General features: G+C 46.6%; 14 protein-coding genes, 3 tRNA genes and 3 rRNA genes. 12 read left to right on the forward strand and 8 right to left on the reverse strand.

Annotation, left to right across the window (positions count from 1 at the left end):
- Positions 1 to 228 precede the first annotated feature (228 nt).
- The 8 genes from ACMQ5W_RS15150 (at position 229) to ACMQ5W_RS15185 (ending at position 13810) form a co-directional block, all read left to right on the forward strand.
- Positions 229 to 1745 (forward strand): 16S ribosomal RNA (locus ACMQ5W_RS15150).
- A gap of 92 nt (positions 1746 to 1837) precedes the next feature.
- Positions 1838 to 1913 (forward strand) — tRNA-Ala (locus tag ACMQ5W_RS15155).
- A gap of 231 nt (positions 1914 to 2144) precedes the next feature.
- A 23S ribosomal RNA gene (locus ACMQ5W_RS15160) occupies positions 2145 to 5031 on the forward strand.
- 76 nt (positions 5032 to 5107) lie between these two features.
- Positions 5108 to 5224: ribosomal RNA gene (gene rrf / locus ACMQ5W_RS15165) — 5S ribosomal RNA — on the forward strand.
- The 16S, 23S and 5S rRNA genes sit together here with 3 tRNA genes alongside, the layout of an rRNA operon.
- 5 nt (positions 5225 to 5229) lie before the next feature.
- Positions 5230 to 5304, forward strand: a tRNA-Glu gene (locus ACMQ5W_RS15170).
- Positions 5305 to 5321: 17 nt separating this feature from the next.
- Positions 5322 to 5404: transfer RNA gene (locus tag ACMQ5W_RS15175), tRNA-Leu, on the forward strand.
- Positions 5405 to 5705: 301 nt separating this feature from the next.
- Entirely contained in the window at positions 5706 to 13028 is a 7323-nt protein-coding gene (locus ACMQ5W_RS15180) for a VaFE repeat-containing surface-anchored protein (RefSeq protein ID WP_419025903.1), read from the forward strand.
- Positions 13029 to 13138: 110 nt separating this feature from the next.
- The gene (locus tag ACMQ5W_RS15185) at positions 13139 to 13810 is read left to right on the forward strand and encodes a manganese catalase family protein (RefSeq protein WP_419025904.1); all 672 of its coding nucleotides are present in this window, start codon (positions 13139 to 13141) and stop codon (positions 13808 to 13810) included.
- Between the two features lie 48 nt (positions 13811 to 13858).
- On the opposite strand, the gene ACMQ5W_RS15190 is transcribed toward ACMQ5W_RS15185, so the two are convergent.
- The 3 genes from ACMQ5W_RS15190 to ACMQ5W_RS15200 all read right to left on the reverse strand — a co-directional run bounded on the left by ACMQ5W_RS15190 (position 13859) and on the right by ACMQ5W_RS15200 (position 16517).
- Entirely contained in the window at positions 13859 to 14869 is a 1011-nt protein-coding gene (locus ACMQ5W_RS15190) for a DUF4825 domain-containing protein (protein ID WP_419025905.1), read from the reverse strand.
- Entirely contained in the window at positions 14862 to 15341 is a 480-nt protein-coding gene (locus ACMQ5W_RS15195) for an RNA polymerase sigma factor (protein ID WP_419025906.1), read from the reverse strand. The genes ACMQ5W_RS15190 and ACMQ5W_RS15195 overlap by 8 nt, the downstream gene beginning before the upstream one ends.
- An 81-nt stretch (positions 15342 to 15422) precedes the next feature.
- Positions 15423 to 16517: a hypothetical protein gene (locus ACMQ5W_RS15200; protein ID WP_419025907.1), complete on the reverse strand. Its 1095-nt coding sequence runs from the start codon at positions 16515 to 16517 to the stop codon at positions 15423 to 15425.
- Positions 16518 to 16619: 102 nt separating this feature from the next.
- On the opposite strand from ACMQ5W_RS15200, the gene ACMQ5W_RS15205 reads away from it, so the two are divergent.
- The 3 genes from ACMQ5W_RS15205 to ACMQ5W_RS15215 are packed head-to-tail and all read left to right on the forward strand — an operon-like array spanning position 16620 to position 19038.
- The gene (locus ACMQ5W_RS15205) at positions 16620 to 17093 is read left to right on the forward strand and encodes an HD domain-containing protein (RefSeq protein WP_148493910.1); all 474 of its coding nucleotides are present in this window, start codon (positions 16620 to 16622) and stop codon (positions 17091 to 17093) included.
- Complete coding sequence (locus ACMQ5W_RS15210; RefSeq protein ID WP_419025908.1) at positions 17083 to 17571, forward strand: PH domain-containing protein; 489 nt, start codon at positions 17083 to 17085, stop codon at positions 17569 to 17571. Before ACMQ5W_RS15205 ends, ACMQ5W_RS15210 begins: the two co-directional genes overlap by 11 nt.
- Positions 17572 to 19038 (forward strand): PH domain-containing protein, encoded by a 1467-nt coding sequence (locus tag ACMQ5W_RS15215; RefSeq protein ID WP_419025909.1) that lies wholly within the window; start codon positions 17572 to 17574, stop codon positions 19036 to 19038. It abuts the gene before it with no gap.
- 43 nt (positions 19039 to 19081) lie between these two features.
- On the opposite strand, the gene ACMQ5W_RS15220 is transcribed toward ACMQ5W_RS15215, so the two are convergent.
- Genes ACMQ5W_RS15220 through ACMQ5W_RS15235 form a run of 4 tightly spaced genes read right to left on the reverse strand, consistent with a single transcriptional unit; the run spans position 19082 to position 21821 of the window.
- Positions 19082 to 20041 (reverse strand): 2-keto-3-deoxygluconate permease, encoded by a 960-nt coding sequence (locus tag ACMQ5W_RS15220; protein ID WP_419025910.1) that lies wholly within the window; start codon positions 20039 to 20041, stop codon positions 19082 to 19084.
- A gap of 29 nt (positions 20042 to 20070) precedes the next feature.
- Positions 20071 to 21231 carry a UxaA family hydrolase gene (locus ACMQ5W_RS15225; protein WP_419025911.1) on the reverse strand — a complete coding sequence of 387 codons (1161 nt, stop codon included), beginning with the start codon at positions 21229 to 21231 and terminating at the stop codon, positions 20071 to 20073.
- Positions 21232 to 21243: 12 nt separating this feature from the next.
- On the reverse strand, positions 21244 to 21507 hold the full coding sequence (locus ACMQ5W_RS15230) for a UxaA family hydrolase (protein WP_419025912.1): 264 nt from the start codon (positions 21505 to 21507) through the stop codon (positions 21244 to 21246).
- Positions 21504 to 21821 carry a Dabb family protein gene (locus tag ACMQ5W_RS15235; protein WP_419025913.1) on the reverse strand — a complete coding sequence of 106 codons (318 nt, stop codon included), beginning with the start codon at positions 21819 to 21821 and terminating at the stop codon, positions 21504 to 21506. Before ACMQ5W_RS15235 ends, ACMQ5W_RS15230 begins: the two co-directional genes overlap by 4 nt.
- 183 nt (positions 21822 to 22004) lie before the next feature.
- Between ACMQ5W_RS15235 and ACMQ5W_RS15240 the strand changes: the two genes are divergently transcribed.
- Entirely contained in the window at positions 22005 to 23900 is a 1896-nt protein-coding gene (locus ACMQ5W_RS15240; protein ID WP_419025914.1) for a sigma 54-interacting transcriptional regulator, read from the forward strand.
- A 4-nt stretch (positions 23901 to 23904) separates the two neighbouring features.
- On the opposite strand, the gene ACMQ5W_RS15245 is transcribed toward ACMQ5W_RS15240, so the two are convergent.
- Positions 23905 to 24882 carry a ribonuclease H-like domain-containing protein gene (locus ACMQ5W_RS15245; RefSeq protein WP_419025915.1) on the reverse strand — a complete coding sequence of 326 codons (978 nt, stop codon included), beginning with the start codon at positions 24880 to 24882 and terminating at the stop codon, positions 23905 to 23907.
- Positions 24883 to 24985 lie beyond the last annotated feature (103 nt).

Here is a 24985-nt window from a genome sequence, read left to right on the forward strand (position 1 = left end):
AGAACCTAGAAAACTTCATAGTGTAGAAATTAAGTCAAAGAGAATCTTGATTCTCAAAACTAACAAGAAACAATCAGATGCAAATTGGTAGACAATATGTACATGGATGTTTCCGACAATTTCTTAAAAACAACAATAATTTCGAAAGAAATAAATTGCGAACGCAAAAGCGTTTGATCCTAACGGATCTCTTAAGAAGATATCAAGGCGAGAGCCTTCATATACCATTTGATTAAGAGTTTGATCCTGGCTCAGGATGAACGCTGGCGGCGTGCCTAACACATGCAAGTCGAGCGAGAAGCCATTGACTGCTACTTCGGTAAAAGGATATGGTGGAAAGCGGCGGACGGGTGAGTAACGCGTAGGCAACCTGCCCCGTACAGAGGGATAGCCATTGGAAACGATGATTAAGACCTCATAACGCCTCCCCCCCACATGAGGGGGAGGCCAAAGATTCATCGGTACGGGATGGGCCTGCGTCTGATTAGCTGGTTGGCGGGGTAACGGCCCACCAAGGCGACGATCAGTAGCCGACCTGAGAGGGTGATCGGCCACATTGGAACTGAGACACGGTCCAAACTCCTACGGGAGGCAGCAGTGGGGAATATTGCACAATGGGCGGAAGCCTGATGCAGCAACGCCGCGTGAGGGATGAAGGCCTTCGGGTCGTAAACCTCTGTCCTTGGGGAAGAAACAAATGACGGTACCCATGGAGGAAGCCCCGGCTAACTACGTGCCAGCAGCCGCGGTAATACGTAGGGGGCGAGCGTTATCCGGAATTATTGGGCGTAAAGAGTGCGTAGGTGGTTACCTAAGCGCAGGGTCTAAGGCAATGGCTCAACCATTGTTCGCCCTGCGAACTGGGCTACTTGAGTGCAGGAGAGGAAAGCGGAATTCCTAGTGTAGCGGTGAAATGCGTAGATATTAGGAGGAACACCAGTGGCGAAGGCGGCTTTCTGGACTGTTACTGACACTGAGGCACGAAAGCGTGGGGAGCAAACAGGATTAGATACCCTGGTAGTCCACGCCGTAAACGATGAGCACTAGGTGTCGGGGCCGCAAGGCTTCGGTGCCGCAGTTAACGCATTAAGTGCTCCGCCTGGGGAGTACGCACGCAAGTGTGAAACTCAAAGGAATTGACGGGGACCCGCACAAGCAGCGGAGCATGTGGTTTAATTCGAAGCAACGCGAAGAACCTTACCAGGACTTGACATCCCCCTGACAGATCCTTAACCGGATCCTTCTTCGGACAGGGGAGACAGGTGGTGCATGGTTGTCGTCAGCTCGTGTCGTGAGATGTTGGGTTAAGTCCCGCAACGAGCGCAACCCTTGCCATTAGTTGCCATCATTGAGTTGGGCACTCTAATGGGACTGCCGGGGACAACTCGGAGGAAGGTGGGGATGACGTCAAATCATCATGCCCCTTATGTTCTGGGCTACACACGTGCTACAATGGCCGGTACAGCAGGAAGCGATCCCGCGAGGGGGAGCAAATCCCAAAAACCGGTCCCAGTTCGGACTGCAGGCTGCAACCCGCCTGCACGAAGCCGGAGTTGCTAGTAATCGTGGATCAGAATGCCACGGTGAATGCGTTCCCGGGTCTTGTACACACCGCCCGTCACACCATGGAAGTTGGGGGTGCCCGAAGCCGGCAGGGAGATATGCTGTCTAAGGCAAAACCAATGACTGGGGTGAAGTCGTAACAAGGTAGCCGTATCGGAAGGTGCGGCTGGATCACCTCCTTTCTAAGGAGACGAAGGTTTCTGCACTATGAGTTTTATAACCGAAAGGTTTCATCAAAACCTTCCTTTCGACAGAATCGGGGGTTTTGATATATGGGGAATTAGCTCAGCTGGGAGAGCACCTGCCTTGCACGCAGGGGGTCAAGGGTTCGAGCCCCTTATTCTCCACCACGAGCCTTCAGGGGTTCGTAGAAGTACCTTGAAAACTGAATAACGTGTAACAAACAAACACAGAAATAACGAAATCGAGAAAATACAAACTAAGCAAGGTCTTAAGAGGCAATGCGGAGGGTATGATCTATGATTTCAACCGAGAAACCAGAAAAAAGCAATTTACTGAAGTTTTTTAATAGAGGTAGATTCTCAAAAGACCGGTTTAAACGCTAAACCGGCAGTTCACTTGGTCAAGTGAAGAAGAGCATAAGGCGGATGCCTTGGCACTGGGAGCCGAAGAAGGACGTGACAAGCTGCGAAAAGCTGCGGTGAGGAGCAAATATCCGTCAACCCGCAGATGTCCGAATGGGGGAACCCGCCCAAGGTAATGCTTGGGCATTGCACGGTGAATACATAGCCGTGTGGAAGGCAACCCGGGGAACTGAAACATCTAAGTACCCGGAGGAAGAGAAAGAAACATCGATTCCCTGAGTAGCGGCGAGCGAAAGGGGAAGAGGCCAAACCATGGACTCGTCCATGGGGTTGAGGACGCCCATCACGCATGGCGTCGGTAGCCGAACATGCCTGGAAAGGCAGACCGCAGGGGGTAAAAGTCCCGTAGGCGGAACCGACAAGATGCAGGGCGGATCCAGAGTAGGACCGGACACGTGTAACCCGGTCTGAAGCAGGGGGGCCCACCCCCCAAGCCTAAATACTACCCAGTGACCGATAGAGAACAGTACCGTGAGGGAAAGGTGAAAAGAACCCCGGGAGGGGAGTGAAATAGAACCTGAAACCTTATGCTTACAAGCAGAGGGAGCGCAAGTGACCTCGTACTTTTTGTAGAACGGGCCAACGAGTTATGGTATGCAGCGAGGTTAAGTTGCTGGAGCAACGGAGCCGCAGGGAAACCGAGTCTGAAGAGGGCGGCTGAGTTGCATGCTGTAGACCCGAAACCGGGTGACCTATCCATGAGCAGGTTGAAGTAACTGTAATAGGTTATGGAGGACCGAACCCATATCTGTTGAAAAAGGTTGGGATGACTTGTGGATAGCGGTGAAATTCCAATCGAACCCGGAGATAGCTGGTTCTCCTCGAAATAGCTTTAGGGCTAGCCTCGCAGCAAGATATCCGGAGGTAGAGCACTGAATGTTCTAGGGGCCTTCACCGGTTACCGAAAACTATCAAACTCCGAATGCCGGAATATCATATGCGGGAGTCAGACTATGGGAGATAAGTTTCATAGTCGAAAGGGAAACAGCCCAGACCAACAGCTAAGGTCCCAAAATGTAAGTTAAGTGGAAAAGGATGTGGAGCTGCACAAACAGCTAGGATGTTGGCTTAGAAGCAGCCATTCATTCAAAGAGTGCGTAATAGCTCACTAGTCGAGTGGCTCTGCGCCGAAGATAAACGGGGCTGAAACTTACTACCGAAGCTTTGGATACATTTATGTATGGTAGAGGAGCATCGTATGCGGGCTGAAGCTCGTCCGGAAGGACGGGTGGACTGCATAGGAGAGAGAATGTTGGCATGAGTAGCGTAAGGCAGGTGGGAATCCTGCCCGCCGAAAATCTAAGGTTTCCTGAGGAAGGTTCGTCCACTCAGGGTTAGTCGGGGCCTAAGCCGAGGGCGAAAGCCGTAGGCGATGGACAACGGGTCGATATTCCCGTACCACCGAGGGCCGTCCGAGCGAAGCGGGGACACAGAAGGATAGACTGAGCACGCCGTTGGTAGAGCGTGTCCAAGCGTCGAGGGAGTCAGGACAGGCAAATCCGTTCTGGCAATCCTGAGGCGTGACGGGGTGGCAATTGAGCCGGAAGCAGTCGATTTCACGCTGTCAAGAAAAGCCGCTAGCGAGGCCGGAGGTGCCCGTACCGCAAACCGACACAGGTAGATGAGGAGAGAATCCTAAGGCGAGCGAGAGAACTATTGTTAAGGAACTCGGCAAAATGACCCCGTAACTTCGGGAGAAGGGGTGCCTGCTTCGGCAGGCCGCAGTGAAAAGGCCCAGGCAACTGTTTACCAAAAACACAGGTCTCTGCAAAAGCGAAAGCTGACGTATAGGGGCTGACGCCTGCCCGGTGCTGGAAGGTTAAGGGGAAGTGTCATCTTCGGAGAAGCACAGAACTTAAGCCCCAGTAAACGGCGGCCGTAACTATAACGGTCCTAAGGTAGCGAAATTCCTTGTCGGGTAAGTTCCGACCCGCACGAAAGGCGTAATGATCTGGGCACTGTCTCAACAATAGACTCGGTGAAATTGTAGTACCGGTAAAGATGCCGGTTACCCGCAGCAGGACGGAAAGACCCCGTGGAGCTTTACTGCAGCTTGATATTGAGCTTCGGCGTTGCATGTACAGGATAGGTGGGAGACTGAGAGGCGAGTACGCCAGTATTCGCGGAGTCACCGTTGGGATACCACCCTTGTAACGTTGAGGTTCTAACCACGTGCCGTGAACCGGCACTGGGACAGTGTCAGGCGGGCAGTTTGACTGGGGCGGTCGCCTCCCAAAGAGTAACGGAGGCGCCCAAAGGTTCCCTCAGCGCGGTCGGAAATCGCGCGCAGAGTGCAAAGGCAGAAGGGAGCTTGACTGCGAGACATACAGGTCGGGCAGGGACGAAAGTCGGGCTTAGTGATCCGGTGGTTCCGAGTGGAAGGGCCATCGCTCAACGGATAAAAGCTACCCCGGGGATAACAGGCTGATACCCCCCAAGAGTTCACATCGACGGGGGTGTTTGGCACCTCGATGTCGGCTCGTCTCATCCTGGGGCTGGAGTAGGTCCCAAGGGTTGGGCTGTTCGCCCATTAAAGAGGTACGCGAGCTGGGTTCAGAACGTCGTGAGACAGTTCGGTCCCTATCCGCTGTGGGCGTTGGAAATCTGAGTGGAGCTGTCCTTAGTACGAGAGGACCGGGATGGACATACCTCTGGTGCACCAGTTGTCCTGCCAAGGGCACGGCTGGGTAGCTAAGTATGGACGGGATAAGCGCTGAAAGCATCTAAGTGCGAAGCCCCCCACAAGAAGAGATTTCCTCCTTTAAGGTAAGACCCGTGGGAGACTACCACGTCGATAGGCCGGAGGTGGAAGCATGGCGACATGCGGAGCTGACCGGTACTAATAGGTCGAGCACTTGACCAGTGGTTTCAAGGAAGGTTTGCAAGTTAGGCGTTATTCAGGCCTGGGGGTACCCAGACAACAGAAGAAAATGAAGAAATCCGGTGACTACAGCGGGGAGGGCACACCTGTTCCCATCTCGAACACAGCAGTTAAGCTCCCCAGCGCTGATGATACTTGGCGGGCAGCCGCCTGGGAAAGCAGGTCGTTGCCGGTTTCTGTGGCTCCATGGTCAAGCGGTCAAGACACCGCCCTTTCACGGCGGTAACCCGAGTTCGATTCTCGGTGGAGTCACCATTTTTTTTTATGTTTATGCGCGATTGGCGGAATTGGCAGACGCACTAGATTTAGGTTCTAGCGGGCGACCGTAGGGGTTCAAGTCCCTTATCGCGCACCAAAAAATCCCTACACCTTCTGGTGTAAGGGATTTTTTTATGTAATCGTAGGGACTTGAACCCTGAGAGCGCGACCGTGATCGGTATGATTTAATTGTTGACAGGGGAAAAAGTATGTGGTAATATATTACTGTAAATAAGTGTAATTAAGTGTTTTGCAGGCAGCGCAAAGCTGGCAAACAGCAAGACGATTCAAGGCGTATCGGAAGATACGCCTTTTTATATACACAAATTTCATATATATTACTCAAGACGACTACAGCGACTGTAGTCTTTTTTGTTTGGCGAAAGGAGAACTAGAAGATGAACAAACAAATGACAGATTTCTTCAAAAAAATCTGGTTGATATTACTGATTACGACCTTACTGCTCACAATGATGCCACTGACATTATTGACTGGCAACGGTATCGCTTATGGTGCGACGGTTGGAACTTTCCGTTATGGAAGTGCGATTAGAGATGCCGCAGGCAAAACATATAATTGGAAAAAAAGCCAGATGGCACCAGCCTATTGGTGGGATGCAAGGGGGAACAGAATTGCTGATCAAGCAGCAACTTATGAAAGTTCCACAGCAGGGATTGAAAAATACACGATCAAAACAGGCAGTAAGACGATGATTGGATATTGTATTGCTCATGGAATTCGTGTAGATACGACTACTAATCTATCAGGAAAACAAGGTCTGTCTGGCTGGACACATACTGGTGCATATCCGCAGTCCTCAAAACGAGGTATTGAATATGCCTTGATTTATGGCTATCAGCCAGGCAGACATATCAGCGATCTAAATGATAATGGCTTTTCGAAAAGCAGTTACTGGCATAAGACCGCCGGCAGCTATACTCTGGATGACTGGTATATTGCTACCCAGGTACTTATATGGGAATATCAGCAGCTGATTCGAACAGATTCCATCAAAGGCGGACATGGAAGAGAGGCAAATGGTTTAGTTGCAGCTAATCATTATTATAACATTATCAGTGGCAGGGCAGCATCAGATATCTACAACTATATGACAGCTTGTATTAAAAAGCATTGGAAAATTGCCAGCTTTGCAAAAGAAAATAAAGAGGCAGCGGCAACTTCTAAGGGGTGGCTGATGAAAAAAGATTCTGCCACAGGATATTACACCTGTACTCTGAAAGAAGGCAATAAAATTGACGTGAATATCAAAGCCAGCGGTACTTCCGCTAAGAATTGGGAAGTAAAGAAAAATGGAAATGCATATACCTTTATATATAAAGGTAAAAAACTAGATAAAGACGGTTTGGTTTTCAAGTTCGATAAAATGATTCCAATTCAGGAAAGCTTTAACGGCAGCAAAATGTTAATTTGGTCTTGGTCATCAAGTGGAAGCTTGCGGCAAGCTATTGCCACAGGCGTTCCAGATAATCCGATTTCCATGTATATTAAGTTCCGTTCAGGCGGAGAAGAGGAGGAAATCCCAAAAGAGGGAGAGCCTGAACCGGACTATTGGCCAACTTTTGAATTTCCTGTACATAAGGACGATAAAAATCCGGGCTGGGACGGCGACCACTGCACACCCATGGGCGATGCGACCTTGGCTTCCACCTTTGTCCTTTACAGAAACGGCGAGGAAGTAGACCGAGTGACACTGGACGAGTACGGTTCTACGGAAGTCATGACCGACCAGCCATGGACTAACACAGAGGACCTGACCAAGACCGCCTCCGGCACATATACCCATACGGAAACCGATGCAGACGGAAAAATGTCCACCCACTGCACTGTAACGCCTACAAGCCTGGAATGGCGCAACACGGAGAAGGTGGAATACAAGATAAAAGAGATACCGGCATATGCCAGGTTTACAGAGGAAGAAAGCGGGATAGGAACCGGCAGCAGAAAATATGAGGTAAGCTTCTATGCCATCACTAACGATTCCCGTACCTGCGTGACCCAGGAACCGGCATGGTCAAATATTGAATACGCTGTAAATTACAAGACTACAGAAGGAACCAATGCCGGAGATGAGACGGCCCTGGGAACCGGTGATTACCTCGAGGACCAGCTTTCCATGAACCAGGAAACCTGGATCAATGACAACTGGCGGGGAAAGCTTTTGATCAAGAAGCAGAAGGAGTCGGAGAATGTATTTAACGAGGAGGGCAGTTCTGGCAGCTTGAATCTTTCAACAAAGTCGCACTGGAAGATGTACCTGAATTCCGGCGGTTATGAAGACCATCCTTATGTCAGATTTATCGAAGACGGACATACTGAAGACGGGGCAAAAAAGTACAGGGTAGTACGTGATAACTCTGGCTATGACAATGCCGTGACCGATATGACCGTGTCCGACACAGGTTCTCTTTTCATCGTCGATATCCCGTACGGCGCATATACTGTCGAAGAGGTAAAAGCAGATGACGAGAGTTTCGTACTGGAAAGTTTTCAGGTGAACATAGAACAGGATATGAAACAACATAGCAAAAGCATCACCAATAAAAAGAAAGAAAACGTGATCAAGGTGGTCAAGACTGATGCGGAGACGGGAAAGCCGGTCAACATGAAGGGCACCAAATTCTACATCCGCTACATGGGAAACCACCTCCTTGCAGATCCGACAAAATCCGACAACTACGGCAGGCTGCTGCCAAACGCTGCCAATATCAACTCCACATCAAAAGACTACACCTTCACTTGCAATTCCTATGGCGAGATCGTGCTGCCCTATGACCTGGAGTTCGGCACCTACCGACTGGAGGAGTTCCTCCTGCCTGACGGCTATTTCGTCGGGAAATATGACGGAGACGGTCAAGGGCATGATGCAGACTACGGGGAGTCCGGCGAATACGGTAAGGACGATGACGGCAAGGCAAAGCCCGACATGTCCTGGGAGACGGTAAAGGACGGCGACCCGTCCAATGACCTGGTCGCCGTCTATGACAAGAAGGGCAACAAGGTGGAATATAAGGCAGGGGACATCTTCAACTTCTACACCTTCAAAGTGGAGAAGCAGGACGGTCACATGGACGGCGAAGAATACATCAAATATTACAAGGCTGTGGCCATGAAGAACAACCCGGTCAAGGGGAAGATTGAAATTGAGAAAGAGGGCGAAGTCCTGGCAGGGTTTGAAAAGACCGAGAAGGATGGCTTCACCGTCTGGACGCCGAAATACGTCTGGGGTAAATTGAAGGATGCAGTATTTGGTATCTATGCCGCTATCGACCAGTGGCTCGCAGACGGCAACGACGGTTCCCAGATTTATGATGGGGAAAGCGGCAAGGAAATCAAAATACCGACGGACAAAAAGACCCACTCCGGCGTGAACGGGGAGGGGAAAATCTTCGAGGAAGGCACCTTTGACCATGAAAGCGGCGCAAAGTTATACTATCAGCTGGGACGCGAAGCGTCCATCGATAACCGTTACACTCGCATCTACACCACGCCGGAGCAGAAGCCGACCACGTATAAGACTAGCATCGAGCGGACGGAAGACGGCTTCAAGTACCGCTACGATATCGAAGCTGACATGACTTATAACGCGGGAGGCCTTAACTATACCAAAATGAGGATTACCAAGGTAACCAGCGTATTGGCAGGCTATGCAGCTGACATCCCCACCACGGAGGCGACCTCCGTCGTGGGCGGCACCATGTACAACCCTGCCATCAACGTGGGGGATACAGGTGGCAACGTCTTCGACGTCAACAAGCAGGTTTACACCTATGAGGCCGACGGAATCAAGGTTTATGACACCGACGGAAGTCTGACTGCAGACCTTGCGGACATCGGCACGAAAAGGTATACTGTCAAAGATTACAAGTTCTATCAGCTCACTGCAGCCGATATCGTGGCAGAAGAGCGTATTACCGAGCCGGGCATCGACCTTGACGGGGACGGCAAATACGACAAAGACGGCGAAAAAGCGCCGGTTAAGGAAACCAGAACCAAATTCGAATGGGAAAACGACGTGACCCTGGTGGATTCGGCAAAGGACGGTAAGGCCGTTGCAAAGATGGGTGATGGTGTTTACAAGGTGCTGACTGCCAATTACGACTGGGTAGTTTCAGACCAGGACGGCATGCCGGAAGCGCAATACCAGGTTCCTGACGGATGGATGGAAATCCTCTACATCCCTGACATCGAAGTAGATGAAGGGGAAGTGACTATCAAGAACACTCACCATGCTATCATCATGAAGATGGACGATGAGGGCGCCAGTTATAGGGTGCTGCTGGAAGACGGCACTTGGCAGGACTGCGACGCCAAAGGGAACTTTAAGAAGATGGTAGTGGAGGAATACCAGTCCAGTTACACGCAGCAGGCGGGCAATGAAAACGGCTTCACTTTTGAACTAGACGGCATCACAATCTCCTCACAAGCCCTCGCAGGCGGCACGGCAAAGACTGTGGTCGACAGCCCATACGATGTGACGCCTGTCATTGAAACTGGCATCGGCTATACCCATGAAACCGACGGCAATACTGCTGTCTTCACAGCGAAAGAGCCTTCTGCGCCGCTGTACTTTCTGAGCGAAGAAGGCATTAGGACAGAGATGTACTACTTCGGCAGTTCTACCAGGACGCTGCTGACCATCCCGATGATGGCTGTGGAAGGAAATTACGAGAAAGTGATTCCGTCCATCACATTCACCCGTACCGGTGAAATCGTGGACTGGTTCCGGGAACTGTCACCGGACACTCCGGTATATAACCGTGAATGTGCCTATGGCAACACAGTGAAGGCAGTCAGGCATGAGGGTGATAAAAACAGCGAAGTCTATTACACCGTGGAGATTGTGTCCGACCAGACGACAGGCGAAGGCGACGGACCGTTTGAGATCACCTACCCCGACGGCTATACAGCCAGAGTCTACAAGAATAAATCTTCAGCAGACAACGACGTGGGCGTCCTGGTCATGGACGGCGTGTACAAGACGTCTACCGCAGCCCTTTCTGACCTGGTGGAGACCATCACCACCGGCGATGACGGCAAAGCGGTCAGCAAAGAACTACCCCTTGGGAAATACATCGTCAGGGAACTGTCATCACCGAATGGCTACATAGCAGATACCGAAAAGACGTGGGAAGTGAACCTGCAGTACAAGGACCAGTATACCCCTCTTGTATGGCAGGCTGTTAAAGCGAAGAACGAATACGTCAGAGTAGAGATTGACCTGTCCAAGGTCTTTGAGACAGGCTACAATACGGATGTGTATATTCCAGGCGGCGGAGCAGTCTTCGGTATTTACAATGCAGATCCGATTTGCTATGGCAATGGAACCCTGAAAGCGGAAACCCTGGTAGACACCCTAAAAGTCGGAGACGACGGGAAGGCATTAAGCAGGACTAAATTGCCAGAAGGCGTATATTATCTGAAGGAACTGGCGACCAGGAACGGTTATATCCTGAATGATACACCATACTATTTTGTGGCAGGTGACAGTGTGAAATCTACCCCGCTAGACATCAGCAAGGATGCCGATGGAATGGATGCCGACGGTATGACGGCAAAGGCAGTCATGGACGGCTACGGCCAGGCGACGATTACAATTGAAACATTAAATCAATTCCCTGCAGCATCTATGATTGTCAATGGAAAAACCTACGTATTGGATCAGGATGCTGACGATCCGTATGCTGTAGTTAAACGGTACAAGGACATGTCCAGGACAAGGGTCACGGTGACGGAAGAGAATCCGGCGACCATCACCCTATCAAACGGCAAGGTTCTGACCCTCACCGTGACAGGCAACACCTATGCATACACCTATGACGGAATGGAGGGCACCTATATCCCGACCGTGACAAACACCGGGTATTATGCCTATTACACCCTGCCGGAGAAGCAGGAGAATTTGAAAAAACCGGTTGACAGGACGCTGGTCCTTTCCGCGGCGGAAGGGGCGTCTGCAATTACGGCTGCAACCGTTCACGAGAAAAAGATGAAGCAGAATCCGGAACATCCTGATGACCCGGCAGATCTGGTTGAGGTGATCGATCAGGACGGTAATCCTGTCTTTGACCACTATGTGAAGGTGTCTGTGACGACGGGTACCCTGGTCAGCGCAATGCTGGATCAGGATGGCATCGACATCGATGCCCTGGACAATTTGATCAGGCTTGAGAAAGGAAAAAAGCTGATTCTGAAGACGGACGATAAAGCGACTTACATCGTCACCATGGATAAAGAAGGGAACCTGAAAGTCAGCGTAAACAATACCCTTGCCGCAGCACTGACTGATGACAACGAACCGAAGCTGACCGTAGACGGCGCAGCGACGAAGGCGGGGTTCCATCTTGTAAAGAGCATCACCACTGCCCGACAGGACAGTTCGACGAAGACTGTGCAGGTGAAAATTAACACGATAGACGACATCAATGCGGGTACTGTCAAGAACGAGGCAGACGAAGTGCCTGATGTGCCGGACATACCGAATGTGCCAACACCGGGACAGCCGTCAATCAGCACGACAGCAAAGGACAGCGAGACATCAGATCATATCGCAAAAGCGGACAGGAGAGTGACGATTGTGGACACCGTGGCATACCACAGTTTAACCACAGGCAGAGAGTACACTATGAAGGGAATTTTGATGGACAAGAATGCGGGCAGACCGTTACTTGTAAATGGAAAAGAAATCACGGCAGAAAAGACCTTCACGCCGCAGACTGGAGACGGGGAGATCAATATGGAATTCACTTTTGACGGTTCAAGACTGGCAGGAAAGACGATTGTCGTATATGAAAGTCTGTGTCAGGACGAAAAGGAAATTGCGAAACATGCGGATATCGAGGATAAAGAGCAGGCTGTATTTTTTCCGTCAATCAAAACAGAAGCAAAAGACTTAGATACTAAAGACCATGTTACCAGAGCGGAAAAAGACCGCAATATTTCTGATATCGTTAGATACAGCAACTTAATATCTGGTAAGACATATGTAGCGACTGGCATTCTGATGAATCAGGAAACCGGTAAACCAATTAAAGTAAATGGGAAAGAAATCATAGAAACGAAGACTTTTGTTGCAGACGAGAGCGACGGATTTGTCGAAATTGTATTCCAATTCGATGCGTCTCTTCTAGCAGGAACAACCACGGTTGTTTTTGAAAGCTTGAGCTATGACAGCGTAGAAGTTGCAACGCATAAAGATATCGGGGATAGAAAGCAGACCGTATATGTTCCAAAGGTAAAAACCAGTGCATCCCATACCACAACTGGCATGATTACGGACGTCGTCAAATATACAAATCTGCTGCCAGAGAGAAACTATACAGTAACAGGGGTTTTAATAGATCGAGCTACAGGAAAACCAATTATTTCTGATGGGAAGGTTGTCACTGCAGAAAGGAAGTTTATACCAAAGAGTGCAGGCGGATACGTAGAACTTACATTTCACTTTAAAGAAAAAGAACTCGCCGGAAAGACGGTCGTCGCATTTGAAACACTAAAGTTAAATGACAGTATTGTAGGTGTGCATAGGGATATCCACGATAAGGAGCAGACCGTAATTCTAAAGGAGACAAAAGGAAAAGCAAATAGAGTGAAATCTGATGTTCCGCAAACGGGAGATAAAGCAAATCTGCTAGTTTTTGTAAATCTATTATTAGCACTTCTGCTCTTATCCTTTTTGATGGCTAAGAAAAAAATTTTATGAAATATGTGATGCTTCTTTCTGAATATTTGTACGCATTTTACAGATATTAAATAGAGAAAGTAGAAGCGAAAGTATTCGCTTCTAAAGATAAAAATAGAAGGGAGCAAATTATGTTTAAACACGAAAAACAATTATTTCATCCGGTAGCTGTTGAAAGAGCAAATCCACAATATGCGGCACTGCTGCAGGAACAACTTGGAGGAGGAAATGGTGAGCTGAAAGCGGCAATGCAGTATATGTCACAGAGTTTTAGAATCAAAGATCCGGAAATCAAGGATTTGTTTATGGACATTGCGGCAGAAGAACTGAGTCATATGGAAATGGTGGCACAGACAATTAACTTACTCAATGGTCACGACGTCGATGCGGCTGCTGTAGATGCAGGGGAAATCCAGTCTCATGTTATTCTCGGTCTTAATCCAGGGCTGATCAACGCGTCAGGTTATTCCTGGACTGCTGATTATGTAACAGTGACGGGCGATTTATGCGCAGATCTGTTGTCTAATATTGCATCTGAACAGAGAGCGAAAGTGGTATATGAATATCTGTACAGACAGATTGATGACAAGAAAGTGAAAGAGACAATCGATTTTCTTCTCAATCGTGAAGAGGCTCATAACGCCATGTTCAGAGAAGCCTTTAACAAGGTCCAGGATACGGGTTCAAACCGTGATTTTGGGACAACAAAGGCAGCAAAGATGTATTTCAATATGTCCACACCTTCACCAGCAGGAACAGATTTTCCTAATGTAGATGTAAAACCGCCTTCATTTAATATGTAAAGAAAAACAGAGACAAAGGAAAGGCCGGTTCAAAGACCGGCCTCTTTGTTAATTGGAGGGATATTTCGCCTCGTTTAGATAGTTTATCAATTCCTGGCAGAAATATGGCGATTTTATCTTCGGGTCAAGTTCACCGACAAATTTTGCGCATTCAGCTCTGGTAATAGAAGCTTTATGGGTTCTGATGGTATTTGGAAATTTTTCCTCATACGTCCAGTTGACTTTTTCTAGGTTGTCAATGGAGAACATCAACAGGCTGGCATAAGACTCCATCCGCTTGTCGAAGGCGTGAGAGTCAGTGACGACAGATTTGAACTTGAGGGTCCAGGAGTAAGGTGATTTATCTGTCTGCAGTTCGTTTTCGTAAGAACCGAGAGAGTCTTCGATGTTCAGAAGTTGGGCAATCCGCTCGTTGGCAGGCATGTCACCGACATAGGGGTTCCGCGCTTCGATTAGATTGCGAGCCAGAGGCGATACAAGTATACCGTGATAATTGATGGTGGCATCGTCAACCTTTAATTCTTGCTTTATAGAATCGATCGGAATATCGAATTGAAAGTCTTTTTCCTTGTGCCAAGGCGAAGGCGGACATCCATAGATGACTACTTTTTGGGTGCCATCTTTTTGTGAAACTATCTTGTAGCGGCAATAGACACTTTTTGTACCATCAAAACTGCCCTCAATAACGGCAGCGCTATTTTGCCGATCCAGTTCGAAGTTCGTGATGGTATAACTGTCTGTCTCATAGCCGAAGATATATACTTTGACAAAAATGGCAATTAAGATGATTAAAACAGCGCTGATAAATCCGATAAATAGTTTTTTCCGATTGCTTTTTTTTACCTTTTTTAAATAGTCGATTTCTTTTTGCTCTTCGATTTTCATCTCTTCTTCTTCGGATGCGATAGACTGATTCATCATCTCATACTTTTTTTGACAGACCGCGCAAACCAGAAAATGCTCCTGCATGTAACTGTTAGTGACGTCTGAAGTCAGACCGTCTACATATAGCGGTATTAAGTCCTGGATTAGTTCACAAGGTATTTTGTATTCACTCATGGTTGACCTCCTCAACGATTTTTTCTTTTCCTCGGTAGTAGGTTACTCTTGCCCAGTTTTCACTTTTTCCCAATATCTCACCAATCTGACCAAATGTCAAGTTGCTGCTGAGCCTGAGATACATGACTTCACGCATGGGATCATTGAGCCGATGCACCGCTTTGAGAACCTCCAAATCATCCCATTTTGGTGTAGAGCCATCCTCCATAATCGGAGGCGGGACATCTTCAGCATTGAGGATGGTGTTCTCCTTTGCCTGTTTACGCAGATGTTCCCGCCAGAGATTTTTTGCAATTGCGCAGAGCCATGTAGAGATACTGGAATTCCCTTGAAATTTGTCAATACCTCTCACTGCCTGAAAAAATGTTTCTTGGGTCAGTTCTTCAGCCAAATCAGGGTCATGGGTTCTGGACAGGAGAAAACCATATACTGTTTTGGCATGTTCTAAATAAATTTGTTCCATGGCATCCATATATGTTTCCTCCTAGAATACTAATATCAATCTATCAATTAGTGATACTCTGCAGCAATTCGTTACAGATTATTTTCATTTTTAAAAGTGGTAAGTATTGTAGGCGCCATAAAGCTTTTCTCCGCAGGAGCGTTTGTAGGCTCTGATGCGAATGGCTTTACAAACCGCGTTCTTGGGAATCGTAATCTTTGTTGCAGCAGTTTTAGCAGAGCTGACAGTCTTTTTTGCAATGATTTTTGAAAATTTTGTGTCAGAGGCTATTTCAATTTCACAGCCTGAACTCTTTGCATCGGGTTTCCATTTCAACTCTACGGTCTTTGTATCTTTTTTGCGAGCAGATAAAATGGATATGCCAATCGGTTTGATTCTCGCCGATACTTTTATCTCTTTTGCCAGATACCGCTCCGTTTCTGGAATGGTGATGGTGATTGTTGCAACGCCTTCACCCTTTATTTTGCAAAGACCGGAGGCTTTATCTACGGATAAGATTTTCGAATTTGAGGATTTATACGACGCGTTGATATCTTTTGGACAATCGGACCAGAAGATAAAAGAAGGGTCGCCGTACATTTTGTTCATATCCTTTGGAAATGTCAGTTTACGCAGAGTTTTTTCTTTAAAACGAGGATAGAGATTGGCCGTCTTTGGAGGAACACTGTAAAGCTTTGTCTGAAACATTACTTTATAGCGGCTGACACCGTAAAGATTGCGCAGATACTTTTTCATCTCGTCTTGATATCTCTTCTCAGTGTAATTCTTATAGGCTGTATTGTCAAAGGATAATAGATAGTCGTAAACATAGAAACCATTTGTGGTGATACGGATCACGTCAATATTTACTGGCTTCATGAGCAATTTTGTTCCTGACTTATCGTAGAAGCCGTCAAAGTACCAGCCGTTATCGGCCTTTGGTACGATTCCGCGGTCTACGAGAGTGGAAAACTTGTAAGATACTCCTTTCTTTATTCTGCAGTTTTGGTTATAGGAATCATTTCCATTGCAGAGGAAAAATTCCATATTCTTGCCATAGTTCCAATAGAGCTGGCCGTTGCCAGAAGGGGTGAGCGAAACTGTGTAAGTGAGCAGATCCTTAGGCATGCTTAGCGCCCAGCTTGTAACAGGAATGATGACTGCAAGCAGTAAAGCAATCGTTGTAATAAATAATTTTCTATTCATAATATACCTCCTTATGAAATGGGAAATAATATTATAAATGGAAGTAAATGTTATTGTAATTATACATTGCATTGGGCGGAAAATCAAGGTAAAATATAGAACATGAACAGATTATTAAAATTAGAAGTAAAATTGAATAAGGTGATTGATGAGCAAGAAGGTAAATTCATCGACAGGGACGAGACTTTGGACTGGGAAAGGATTCATATGGCTTCCTCTGCCAGATGTGCATGGATTTTGGCTATGCAGAGAGGAGTAGAACCCGAGCTTGCCGCCTGTGCGGCAGCGGTGCACGATTATGGCCGCATTCTCACAGGGAAACAAAAGAATCACGCAGAAGCTGGTTATGAGCCAGTGAGAGGCTTTCTTCAGGAGGTTGGCGTTTTTAACGAGGAGGAAATTGAAATCATTGCACTTGCAGTGAAAAATCACAGCCTGAAAAAAGAGGTCGGTTCGCCTATTGAAGAAATCGTCAAGGATGCGGATGTCATCGATTGTTATCAGCTGGGGCAGCCTTTTGACAGGCCGGAAAAAGAAGTTCGCTACAACAAATGGAGAGAAGAGAATGGAGTTTAAGAAACCAGACAAAAAAGCAATCAAGAGCTGGAGAATTGGAGAGGCCATCGCCTTGGGGGTTATTTTGCTGATTACGATACCTCTGTCGATTTATCTAGTCGTTTGTGGATGGGAATCCTTTTGGAAATACGTCATTATAGGTGGATTGATTTTGCTGGCTCTTTACCAAATTGTTGCGCTGACTATTTTTCCGCAGATTGAATATAAGCAGTGGGGTTATCTCGTTGAAGAGGATAAAGTGATCATAAGGCATGGTATTTTCTTTGTAAAACAGACAGTAATTCCCATCATCAGGATTCAAAATATTACAATCTCGCAGGGTCCTGTCAACAGAGCGTTAGGGCTATATAAGGTGGAGATGGCACTGGCCAGCGGCAGCTTCGAGATCCAAGGGCTTGACCAGGAAACAGCAGACGGGATCTGCGAGAACTTGAAGAACCGGTTATATGACAGAGTTTCTGAGAAGGGGGTTTTGTAGATGAATTTCGGACCCAAACGCGGCCATCTGCTCTTTATCTTTGAAAACTTTATCAAGGACTTCGGGCTTCTTGTCATCGCTGTCCTCATAGGTTTGATGAAAGGGGATATGAGCGTGATTACGCAGAATATTCCTCTACTCATCATCGTTTTGGTGGGACCTGTCGGCAGAGTCGCGCAGTATCTCTTTACGTACTATTCCATCGACGATGAAAAACTCATCGTCAAAAGCGGTTTCCTATCAAAGAAAACGTTGGAGGTTCCCATTTCTACCATTACCACGGTGGACTTTTCTCAAAAAATTCTGCACCAGATCTTTGGCGCCTATCGACTGAATATCGACAACGCCAGCAATATCAGTGAACAAAAGACAAAGATCAGGATGACCTTCTCTAAAGAAGATGCCGTGAAGGTGAGACTCCTATTGCTCAGCGGCAGGAAGGGGTTGGATGGTCTTAATCTGGCGGCAGATGACCAAAAAGGAAGGAAAGAGGAGGGCCAGGCGTACCAGGTGAAAGGGATCGATTTGCTTTTGATGGGAGCAATCAAATCAAAGGGAATCTTCCTTCTGCAGCTAATCGGGCTGCTATCAGCGGGTTCAGCCTATTTTAACGTAACACAGACCGTAGTTGATTCTGGGCTGGGGAGGCTTTTCGCCAGCATGAGTTTGCTGCAGATCATTATGACCATGATTGCCGTAGTTCTTCTTCTAGCGGTCATTTGCGGCAGCGTTGGCTGCCTGATCAGGTATTATGGATTCCATGTTCTTGATAATGGAGAGGCAATCAAAATTGAATACGGCCTTTTAACAAAAAAGCGCTATACAATACAGAAGAAAAAAATCAGTGGTTTTTCTTACGAGCAATCCTTGTTCATGAGATGGATTGGAATGGGGACGCTTCATCTGTTCGCAATCGGATACGGAGGTTCGGGTGATGAAGAATCCAGCGAAGACCCGATTCTGTTTCCTCTGATCAAAACTGCCCCCATGCGACGGGTCATCGGGGAAATTCTGCCAGAGATGAAGAGGGAGTCGGAATACGTGCGGCCGCAGAAAGGAAGCCTCCGCTATTTCTTTTATAACGCAGGTCTGCTCTTTTCCCTGTCATTGCTTTTACTATCTATTTACTATTCACAGACCATCGTCTTCTGCAGAGATGTATGGGTCATCGGTGTTATCCTCGTGCTTCTGAGTATCGCCAGCATCATCATGCAGTACAAAAACGCCGCCATCTACGGCAATGATGAGAATGTATCTCTCTCATTCGGCGGATTTAAGAAGAAAACGGTCTTCGTAAAGACCAGCAATGTGGAGAGCATCAGTGAGCAGGCTGGCTATTTCAAACATAAAAAAGGCATCACTAGTGTCATCGTCAGTTACATCGCACCGCTGTCAGAAGCTAATAAAAAGGTAAAAAATATCTCCATAGAGGCATTTGAGAATATCAGAGAGAAGTTGATTTATTAAAAAACGGGACCAGTTTCGGTCCCGTTTTTGTTCCTTCGTTTTCTTATCTATTGGGAAGTCTCTGTGCGCCGGGGCTGCCAAATTTCTTAGCAGCTAAACTGGTGACGATTGGGCAGAGGATTGCTGTGACAATGACAGCCGTAGCCACGGCTGCTGTAGCAGCTTCCACCTGTCCTGCCAGATTTGGTGCAGCTTCGGCCAGAATTGCCGGTGTAGCGACAGCATTACCGGCAGTGGTGCAAAGAGCCGCTCCGGCATAGCCAGGACGTTTTAATATCAGCTTATCAGCAGAGATGGTAAACAACCCTGTCAGCACTACGACTAAAACACCTAAGAAGATACCAGTTAAGCCGCCAGTTACGATATTTTTCAGATTCAAGCCAGTACCTAGACAGAAGGCCAGGAAGGGCAGAGTAAACATGATGCCGGGCTTTAAGAATTCCCGGATATCTTTGTCGATGTTGCCTAGAAGAATGCCGACAAACAGTGTGCCGACAGAACCGAGGAGCGCCATGTAGTCAAAGCTGGCCAGTCCAGCCAGCCCCATGCCGATCAGTGTCAGGAAAGGTCCATCGTTGATACCCAGTAAAGATTGTGCGCCTAAATCGTTTTCATCTCCAAATTGAGTCATCAATCCTAAATACATACCACCGTTGCTGTTGGTGACAGCAGCAAGGAGCATCAAGGGCGTGATGCCGAGGATGCCTGCCGCACCAAATAATTGAGAAACCAGAAGGGTGGGAAGAAAGCCCGCCAGGAACTTGGCAAGCAAGAGCACAGCGCCTCTTTTCAGAGGTTCGCCGACTTTGGTAATGGTAATCTGCGATCCTACACACATCAAGCTGGCACCGATAAAAGAGGATGCACCAGTTTTAAAAGTAGCCGTGGTCATACCGCCTACATCCAGGATTTCAGGGAACAGAAGATTGATGATTGCACCGAGGAAAAGTGGGATTACCATGAGTCCGCCTGGTATTTTTTGCACTGTTTTTAATATTTTCATTTTAAACTCCTTTCTGATTCTTAAATACGCTAACAGTAGCTGTGCAGCTGATTGATAGCCATGTCTGAAATATCATTTTCTTCAGCTTTGACGAGTGTTCCGTTACAAACGAGCAGAATATATTCCAAAAGTTCTTCACCTAATTCCTCGATCGTTTTATGACCTGAGAAGCTATCACTTGTATCAAAATCTATCATATCGTTGAGATAGGTGAAAGTCTCGTGGTTACCTGTAATTTTGATGACTGGTGCAATGGCGTTGCCGACAGGCGTACCACGGCCAGTGGTAAAGGCGATGACCTGCGCGCCGCCTGCGATTTTGGCAACAGTTGAAGCGACATCGTAAGCGGTACTGTCCATAAATAACAATCCTTTCTGGGTGATTTTTTCGCCATAGCCGATAACGTCAGTGAATGGTTTGCTGCCGCTTTTGTGGATGCAGCCGATAGATTTTTCTTCCAGAGTGGTGATTCCGCCAGCTTTGTTGCCCGGAGAAGGATTTGTATTGCGTATGTCTTCGCCAGCGTCAAGATAAAGCTGTTCACAGCGTTTGACTGTATCGTAGAGTTTCTGACCAATTTCCGGCGTGATTCCGCGTTTTCGCAAAATATTTTCCGCCCCGATAGCTTCTGGCGTTTCACTGAGTACGCTTGTCCCGCCTAGATCGACCAGTCTGTCAGAAGTATTTCCCAAGACGGTGTTGGCAGAGAATCCAGAGGTAGGGTCCGAACCGCCACACTCCATTCCAAGAATCAATTCTCCGATATCAATATCTTCTCGCTGGCATCGATTGGCTTCCAGGCATAGCTTTTCTGCGATTTCTACCCCTTTCTTTACTGTCTTTGCAATGCCGCCTTCCTTTTGGATGCTGATATAATGTATGGGCTTGTCTGTTTTTTCTCTGATGGCTTTCATATACATTTCTTCCTGGATGATTTCGCATCCCAGGCCGACGATCAGCGCGCCGTATACGTTGCCGTTAGCAATCATGCCGGAAAGAATCTCTAAGGTCAGGGCGGTATCCTGGGTATTTTGCGCACAGCCGTTAGGATTGTAGAGATAGGTTGTGCCTTTTGCAGAGGCTGCAATTTTTCTCGCCGCACCGGCAGAGCAAATACAGCCTGGCAATATTACCACGTGATTGCGAACACCCACGCTGCCGTCACTGCGCCTAAATCCTTTAAATTTCATCGTTATTACCTCCTATTGATTATCCATGTTCTGTGTGTGAACATGTTGTCCGGCAAAAATATCCTGTGTCGCATACCCGATGGGCTCTCCATATTTTAGGATATTTTCTCCGGCTTTGATATTCACGATAGCTATTTTATGGTATTGAGGGATATCTTCTATCGCTGTTACTTGTGTTTCTGCGGATTCGAAAAGATATGAAACAGAAACACCTGCCGCAATCTCCTCTGTAACGGTAACTACCGTGTCTGCTTTGTCGAGCAAAATTCCGTTCATTTGTCATAACCTCCATTCTCAGCGTATGATTCACAGTCAAATGATACGCGGTTAATAATATCATCATTGGTGTCAGAAATAAATTGAAGATGAAGAGGGTGATTGAGATAGTCACACAATCCGTCTTTGCTTTTCAGTTTGACTGTAATCATGACATCCATATTGGAATCTCTATCGATACAATTCTCATGAAAGGAAATACTCTCCACCTCTGGCAATTGGGATTTCATTTTCAGATAGGTGTTATTGTAACAATGAAGAACTCTTTCGATAGAAATACCGGGCTTAAATTTGAATAGTACATAATGTGTCAAGCTTTCACCTCCTTTGGCTTTTGTAAACTATGTAAATGCAAAGAACATGCCAAAACGGTACAGACGGAAACAGGGATATTAGCAGTGTTTCTTTACTGTTGAAAACAATATTTGTTCCATATATGGAATGAATATTGCAAATTTGAAATTTTTGCTGTATGATTAGGTAAAAAGGAGGCTGAGATGAACCAGGAACTTTACCATAAATTTTTAGTCATCGTACCAGAAGAGCGGCATATCATCAAAGACTGCCCAGAAATTACGCGCTATATCCACAGCTTTATCGTATCAAAACCCTGCGAAACCTTGATTGAAGAAATCGAGGAGATTATTTCAAAGAAGACAATATTCGGCATTCTCACCAGAGGCAGTCTGGCGCAATATTTATATCGTCACGACGTCAAGGTTCCCATCTTTCAGCTGGAATATGATTTGACCAATATCTTGGATTTGCTGGCTGCCTGCGGTAAACGGGGATATAAGCGAATTGGCATGGTGGAAATCGGCTACAATGCGGGAAACGAAAGTGAAACTGCAAAATTAAAATCGGAAATGACGTTGGGTGATTTTTACTGCGTTTATTATAAGCTATTTAGTAACAAAAATTTGCAGGATACGATTTTAGAGCTGAAAGAAAAGCAGGTGGACTGCATCCTCGGCGATGTGGAGCCCATTGATATTGCAGAGGAGTATGGCATACCGAATATGGTTTTTCAAATCGATAATAACTGCTACAGAAATACCATCGTGAAAGCTCTATTTGCCACGACGTCTTCTATAATGGAAAAATCAAAGAATAAATTCATAGAAGATATTACCAATCTGGTGACAGAAGCGATTATCATCGTGGAAGAAGGGGGCAGAATTCGCGACTATAATCAGAATGCGGGTAAGATGTTCTTCAGTGAGAAAAGCTGGGGCAATCTTTCGACACTCTTTCAAATGGAGATGAAGGAGATCCTTCTTATGCCGGCCAATAGTGTAGTGACGATTCAGGAAAAAAAGTGCATCGTAAATCTGATTCCAGTGATCATCGACGAAGTGCAGTTATACGCCGCTATGATTAATAACGTCAGCTATATCGAAAAGATGGAACTGTCCATCAGAGTGCAAAATAAAGAGAAGGGCCTCTCTGCAAAGAAACGGTTCGAAGATATGATTTTTCAGGATGAAAAAATGATCAGGCTGGTGGAGACAGCAAAAAAATATGCCAGATCTTCAGCGACCATCATGATCTGTGGAGCCACAGGAACGGGAAAAGAAGTGATGGCTTCAAGCATCCATAACGAAAGCCTGCGGTCCGACGGTCCGTTTGTGGCGATTAACTGTGCCACTTTTACAGAATCGCTGATCGAAAGCGAACTCTTCGGTTATGAAAAGGGGACTTTTACAGGAGCTCTTGCAAGTGGCAAAAGAGGACTCTTCGAACTTGCCCACCGAGGAACCCTATTTCTCGATGAAGTTGCGGAACTACCTTTCAGTATGCAGGCAAAGCTGCTCAGGGTTTTGCAGGAAAAGGAGATTCGCAGAATCGGCGGAGAGAAGATGATACCTGTTGATGTCAGAGTCATCGTGGCCACCAATAAAACCCTCTGCAGCATGGTGGAGAAAGGGGACTTCCGAGAGGACTTGTATTACCGCTTATCTGTTCTCGAATTGGTCATTCCGTCATTGGAAGAACGACCAAAGGATATCATCCCATTGTTCAAGGAATTTGTTCACGATGCGGCGAAAAAAGAAAACAAGTCGATATATTGGAAGGATGATTCCATTTTTCACGACTTGCTTTTATATAATTGGCCGGGCAATGTAAGAGAACTTCGCAATTTCGCTGAACGTATTGTCTTATTGGCGGAATCCTATAAATTGTCGAGGGATTTTGTTCATTCAATGATGCAGGAAAAATACAAGACTGGTCCTAAAAAAGAGTTTTCTATGCCCATCACGAATGACTTCAAGACCCTAGAGGCAGACTATATCCGCTATCTGCTGAATTACTTTAATAAGGATAAAGAGAAACTTTGTCAATACTTAGGCATCAGCAGAACGACGTTATGGCGTAAACTGGGAAATGGATGATCGTTTACCTTTCAAAAAAAGACAGGAGAAAGGCGTTAATTTCCATGTGATGAATCTTGCCGTATTCTTCCGCTATCAGATACCCGTTTGTGACAGACGGGTATTTTTCTATTTCTTTTACATTTTCTCCAAGAATGGCCTGGGCATCAAAATAAATGGCGCCTGCCTCTGCCTGTCCAGGGACAATCAGTTCAACATCTCTGCTGGCACTGTCCATGGTTATAGAAAATGGCGTATCTTCTGTTGGAAAAGAGATGTAATCTATCGGTGATTTCAGCTGGCTGCCGAAGACGTGAAGATCGCGTCCTGCCATATTTACTCGTTGAATCAAAACGTTGCCGGCGACAAAACCCAGCTTGAACATGGCTTTGTGAAAATTCACTTTGGAAATGATAGGAAGAATTCTGTAGAGCTGGATTAAATCATCGTGATTGTGGAGCAGAATCTGCCGCTCCAAATCAAAGGATTTGGTTGTCATGTAGCGATGATAGAGGTCTACACTTTCCTTTCCGGAAATTTCGTCATCACGTCCGCTGGCTAACCCCATAAAGATTTCGATGCTCTTTTGCTTCAGATTGGGCAATACTGTTTTCAATTCAGAATGACCGTTGACAATCAGATATAAATCCAAGTTGTAAGGGCAGATGTCAAAATCTATTTTATGTTTGCGGGCGCGCTTTTCCATAAAAGGAATGTCAAAATGACGACCGTTATAAGTGATGATATAATCCACCGACTTTAAAATATCAACGGTTTGCTGCAGAATTTCTTTCTCGTCACCAACTTGATCTGCAAAAAACTGTATCACCTGGCACTCGTCTCCTTCTGCCAGGAGGATGCCCGATAAAATCACTTTGCAGTAGGCCGGAGAAAGTCCGGTAGTTTCTATATCGAAAACAGCGAAGCTTTTGTTTTTAAAATACATATTAAAGGTCTTTGACACATATCTATCTATATGGAGATGATCTACTATTTTCTTCATCTGCGTCCTCCTATCTTTTGCGTATAAAACAAAATAGACCGCAGGGGTGCAGTCTACTTTGTTCAAAAGGGGTATTGGGATTAGAGATTAATGAGGTTATCAG

Origin of the sequence: Emergencia sp. (assembly GCF_048465375.1) — a bacterium.
Classification (GTDB): domain Bacteria; phylum Bacillota; class Clostridia; order Peptostreptococcales; family Anaerovoracaceae; genus Senimuribacter.

Excerpts from the sequence above, each read along its gene's own strand:
- ACMQ5W_RS15180 (WP_419025903.1), top strand. The coding sequence starts at position 5,706 with ATGAACAAACAAATGACAGATTTCTTCAAAAAAATCTGGTTGATATTA.
- ACMQ5W_RS15185 (WP_419025904.1), top strand. The coding sequence starts at position 13,139 with ATGTTTAAACACGAAAAACAATTATTTCATCCGGTAGCTGTTGAAAGA.
- ACMQ5W_RS15190 (WP_419025905.1), bottom strand. The coding sequence starts at position 14,869 with ATGAGTGAATACAAAATACCTTGTGAACTAATCCAGGACTTAATACCG.
- ACMQ5W_RS15195 (WP_419025906.1), bottom strand. The coding sequence starts at position 15,341 with ATGGATGCCATGGAACAAATTTATTTAGAACATGCCAAAACAGTATAT.
- ACMQ5W_RS15200 (WP_419025907.1), bottom strand. The coding sequence starts at position 16,517 with ATGAATAGAAAATTATTTATTACAACGATTGCTTTACTGCTTGCAGTC.
- ACMQ5W_RS15205 (WP_148493910.1), top strand. The coding sequence starts at position 16,620 with ATGAACAGATTATTAAAATTAGAAGTAAAATTGAATAAGGTGATTGAT.
- ACMQ5W_RS15210 (WP_419025908.1), top strand. The coding sequence starts at position 17,083 with ATGGAGTTTAAGAAACCAGACAAAAAAGCAATCAAGAGCTGGAGAATT.
- ACMQ5W_RS15215 (WP_419025909.1), top strand. The coding sequence starts at position 17,572 with ATGAATTTCGGACCCAAACGCGGCCATCTGCTCTTTATCTTTGAAAAC.
- ACMQ5W_RS15220 (WP_419025910.1), bottom strand. The coding sequence starts at position 20,041 with ATGAAAATATTAAAAACAGTGCAAAAAATACCAGGCGGACTCATGGTA.
- ACMQ5W_RS15225 (WP_419025911.1), bottom strand. The coding sequence starts at position 21,231 with ATGAAATTTAAAGGATTTAGGCGCAGTGACGGCAGCGTGGGTGTTCGC.
- ACMQ5W_RS15230 (WP_419025912.1), bottom strand. The coding sequence starts at position 21,507 with ATGAACGGAATTTTGCTCGACAAAGCAGACACGGTAGTTACCGTTACA.
- ACMQ5W_RS15240 (WP_419025914.1), top strand. The coding sequence starts at position 22,005 with ATGAACCAGGAACTTTACCATAAATTTTTAGTCATCGTACCAGAAGAG.
- ACMQ5W_RS15245 (WP_419025915.1), bottom strand. The coding sequence starts at position 24,882 with ATGAAGAAAATAGTAGATCATCTCCATATAGATAGATATGTGTCAAAG.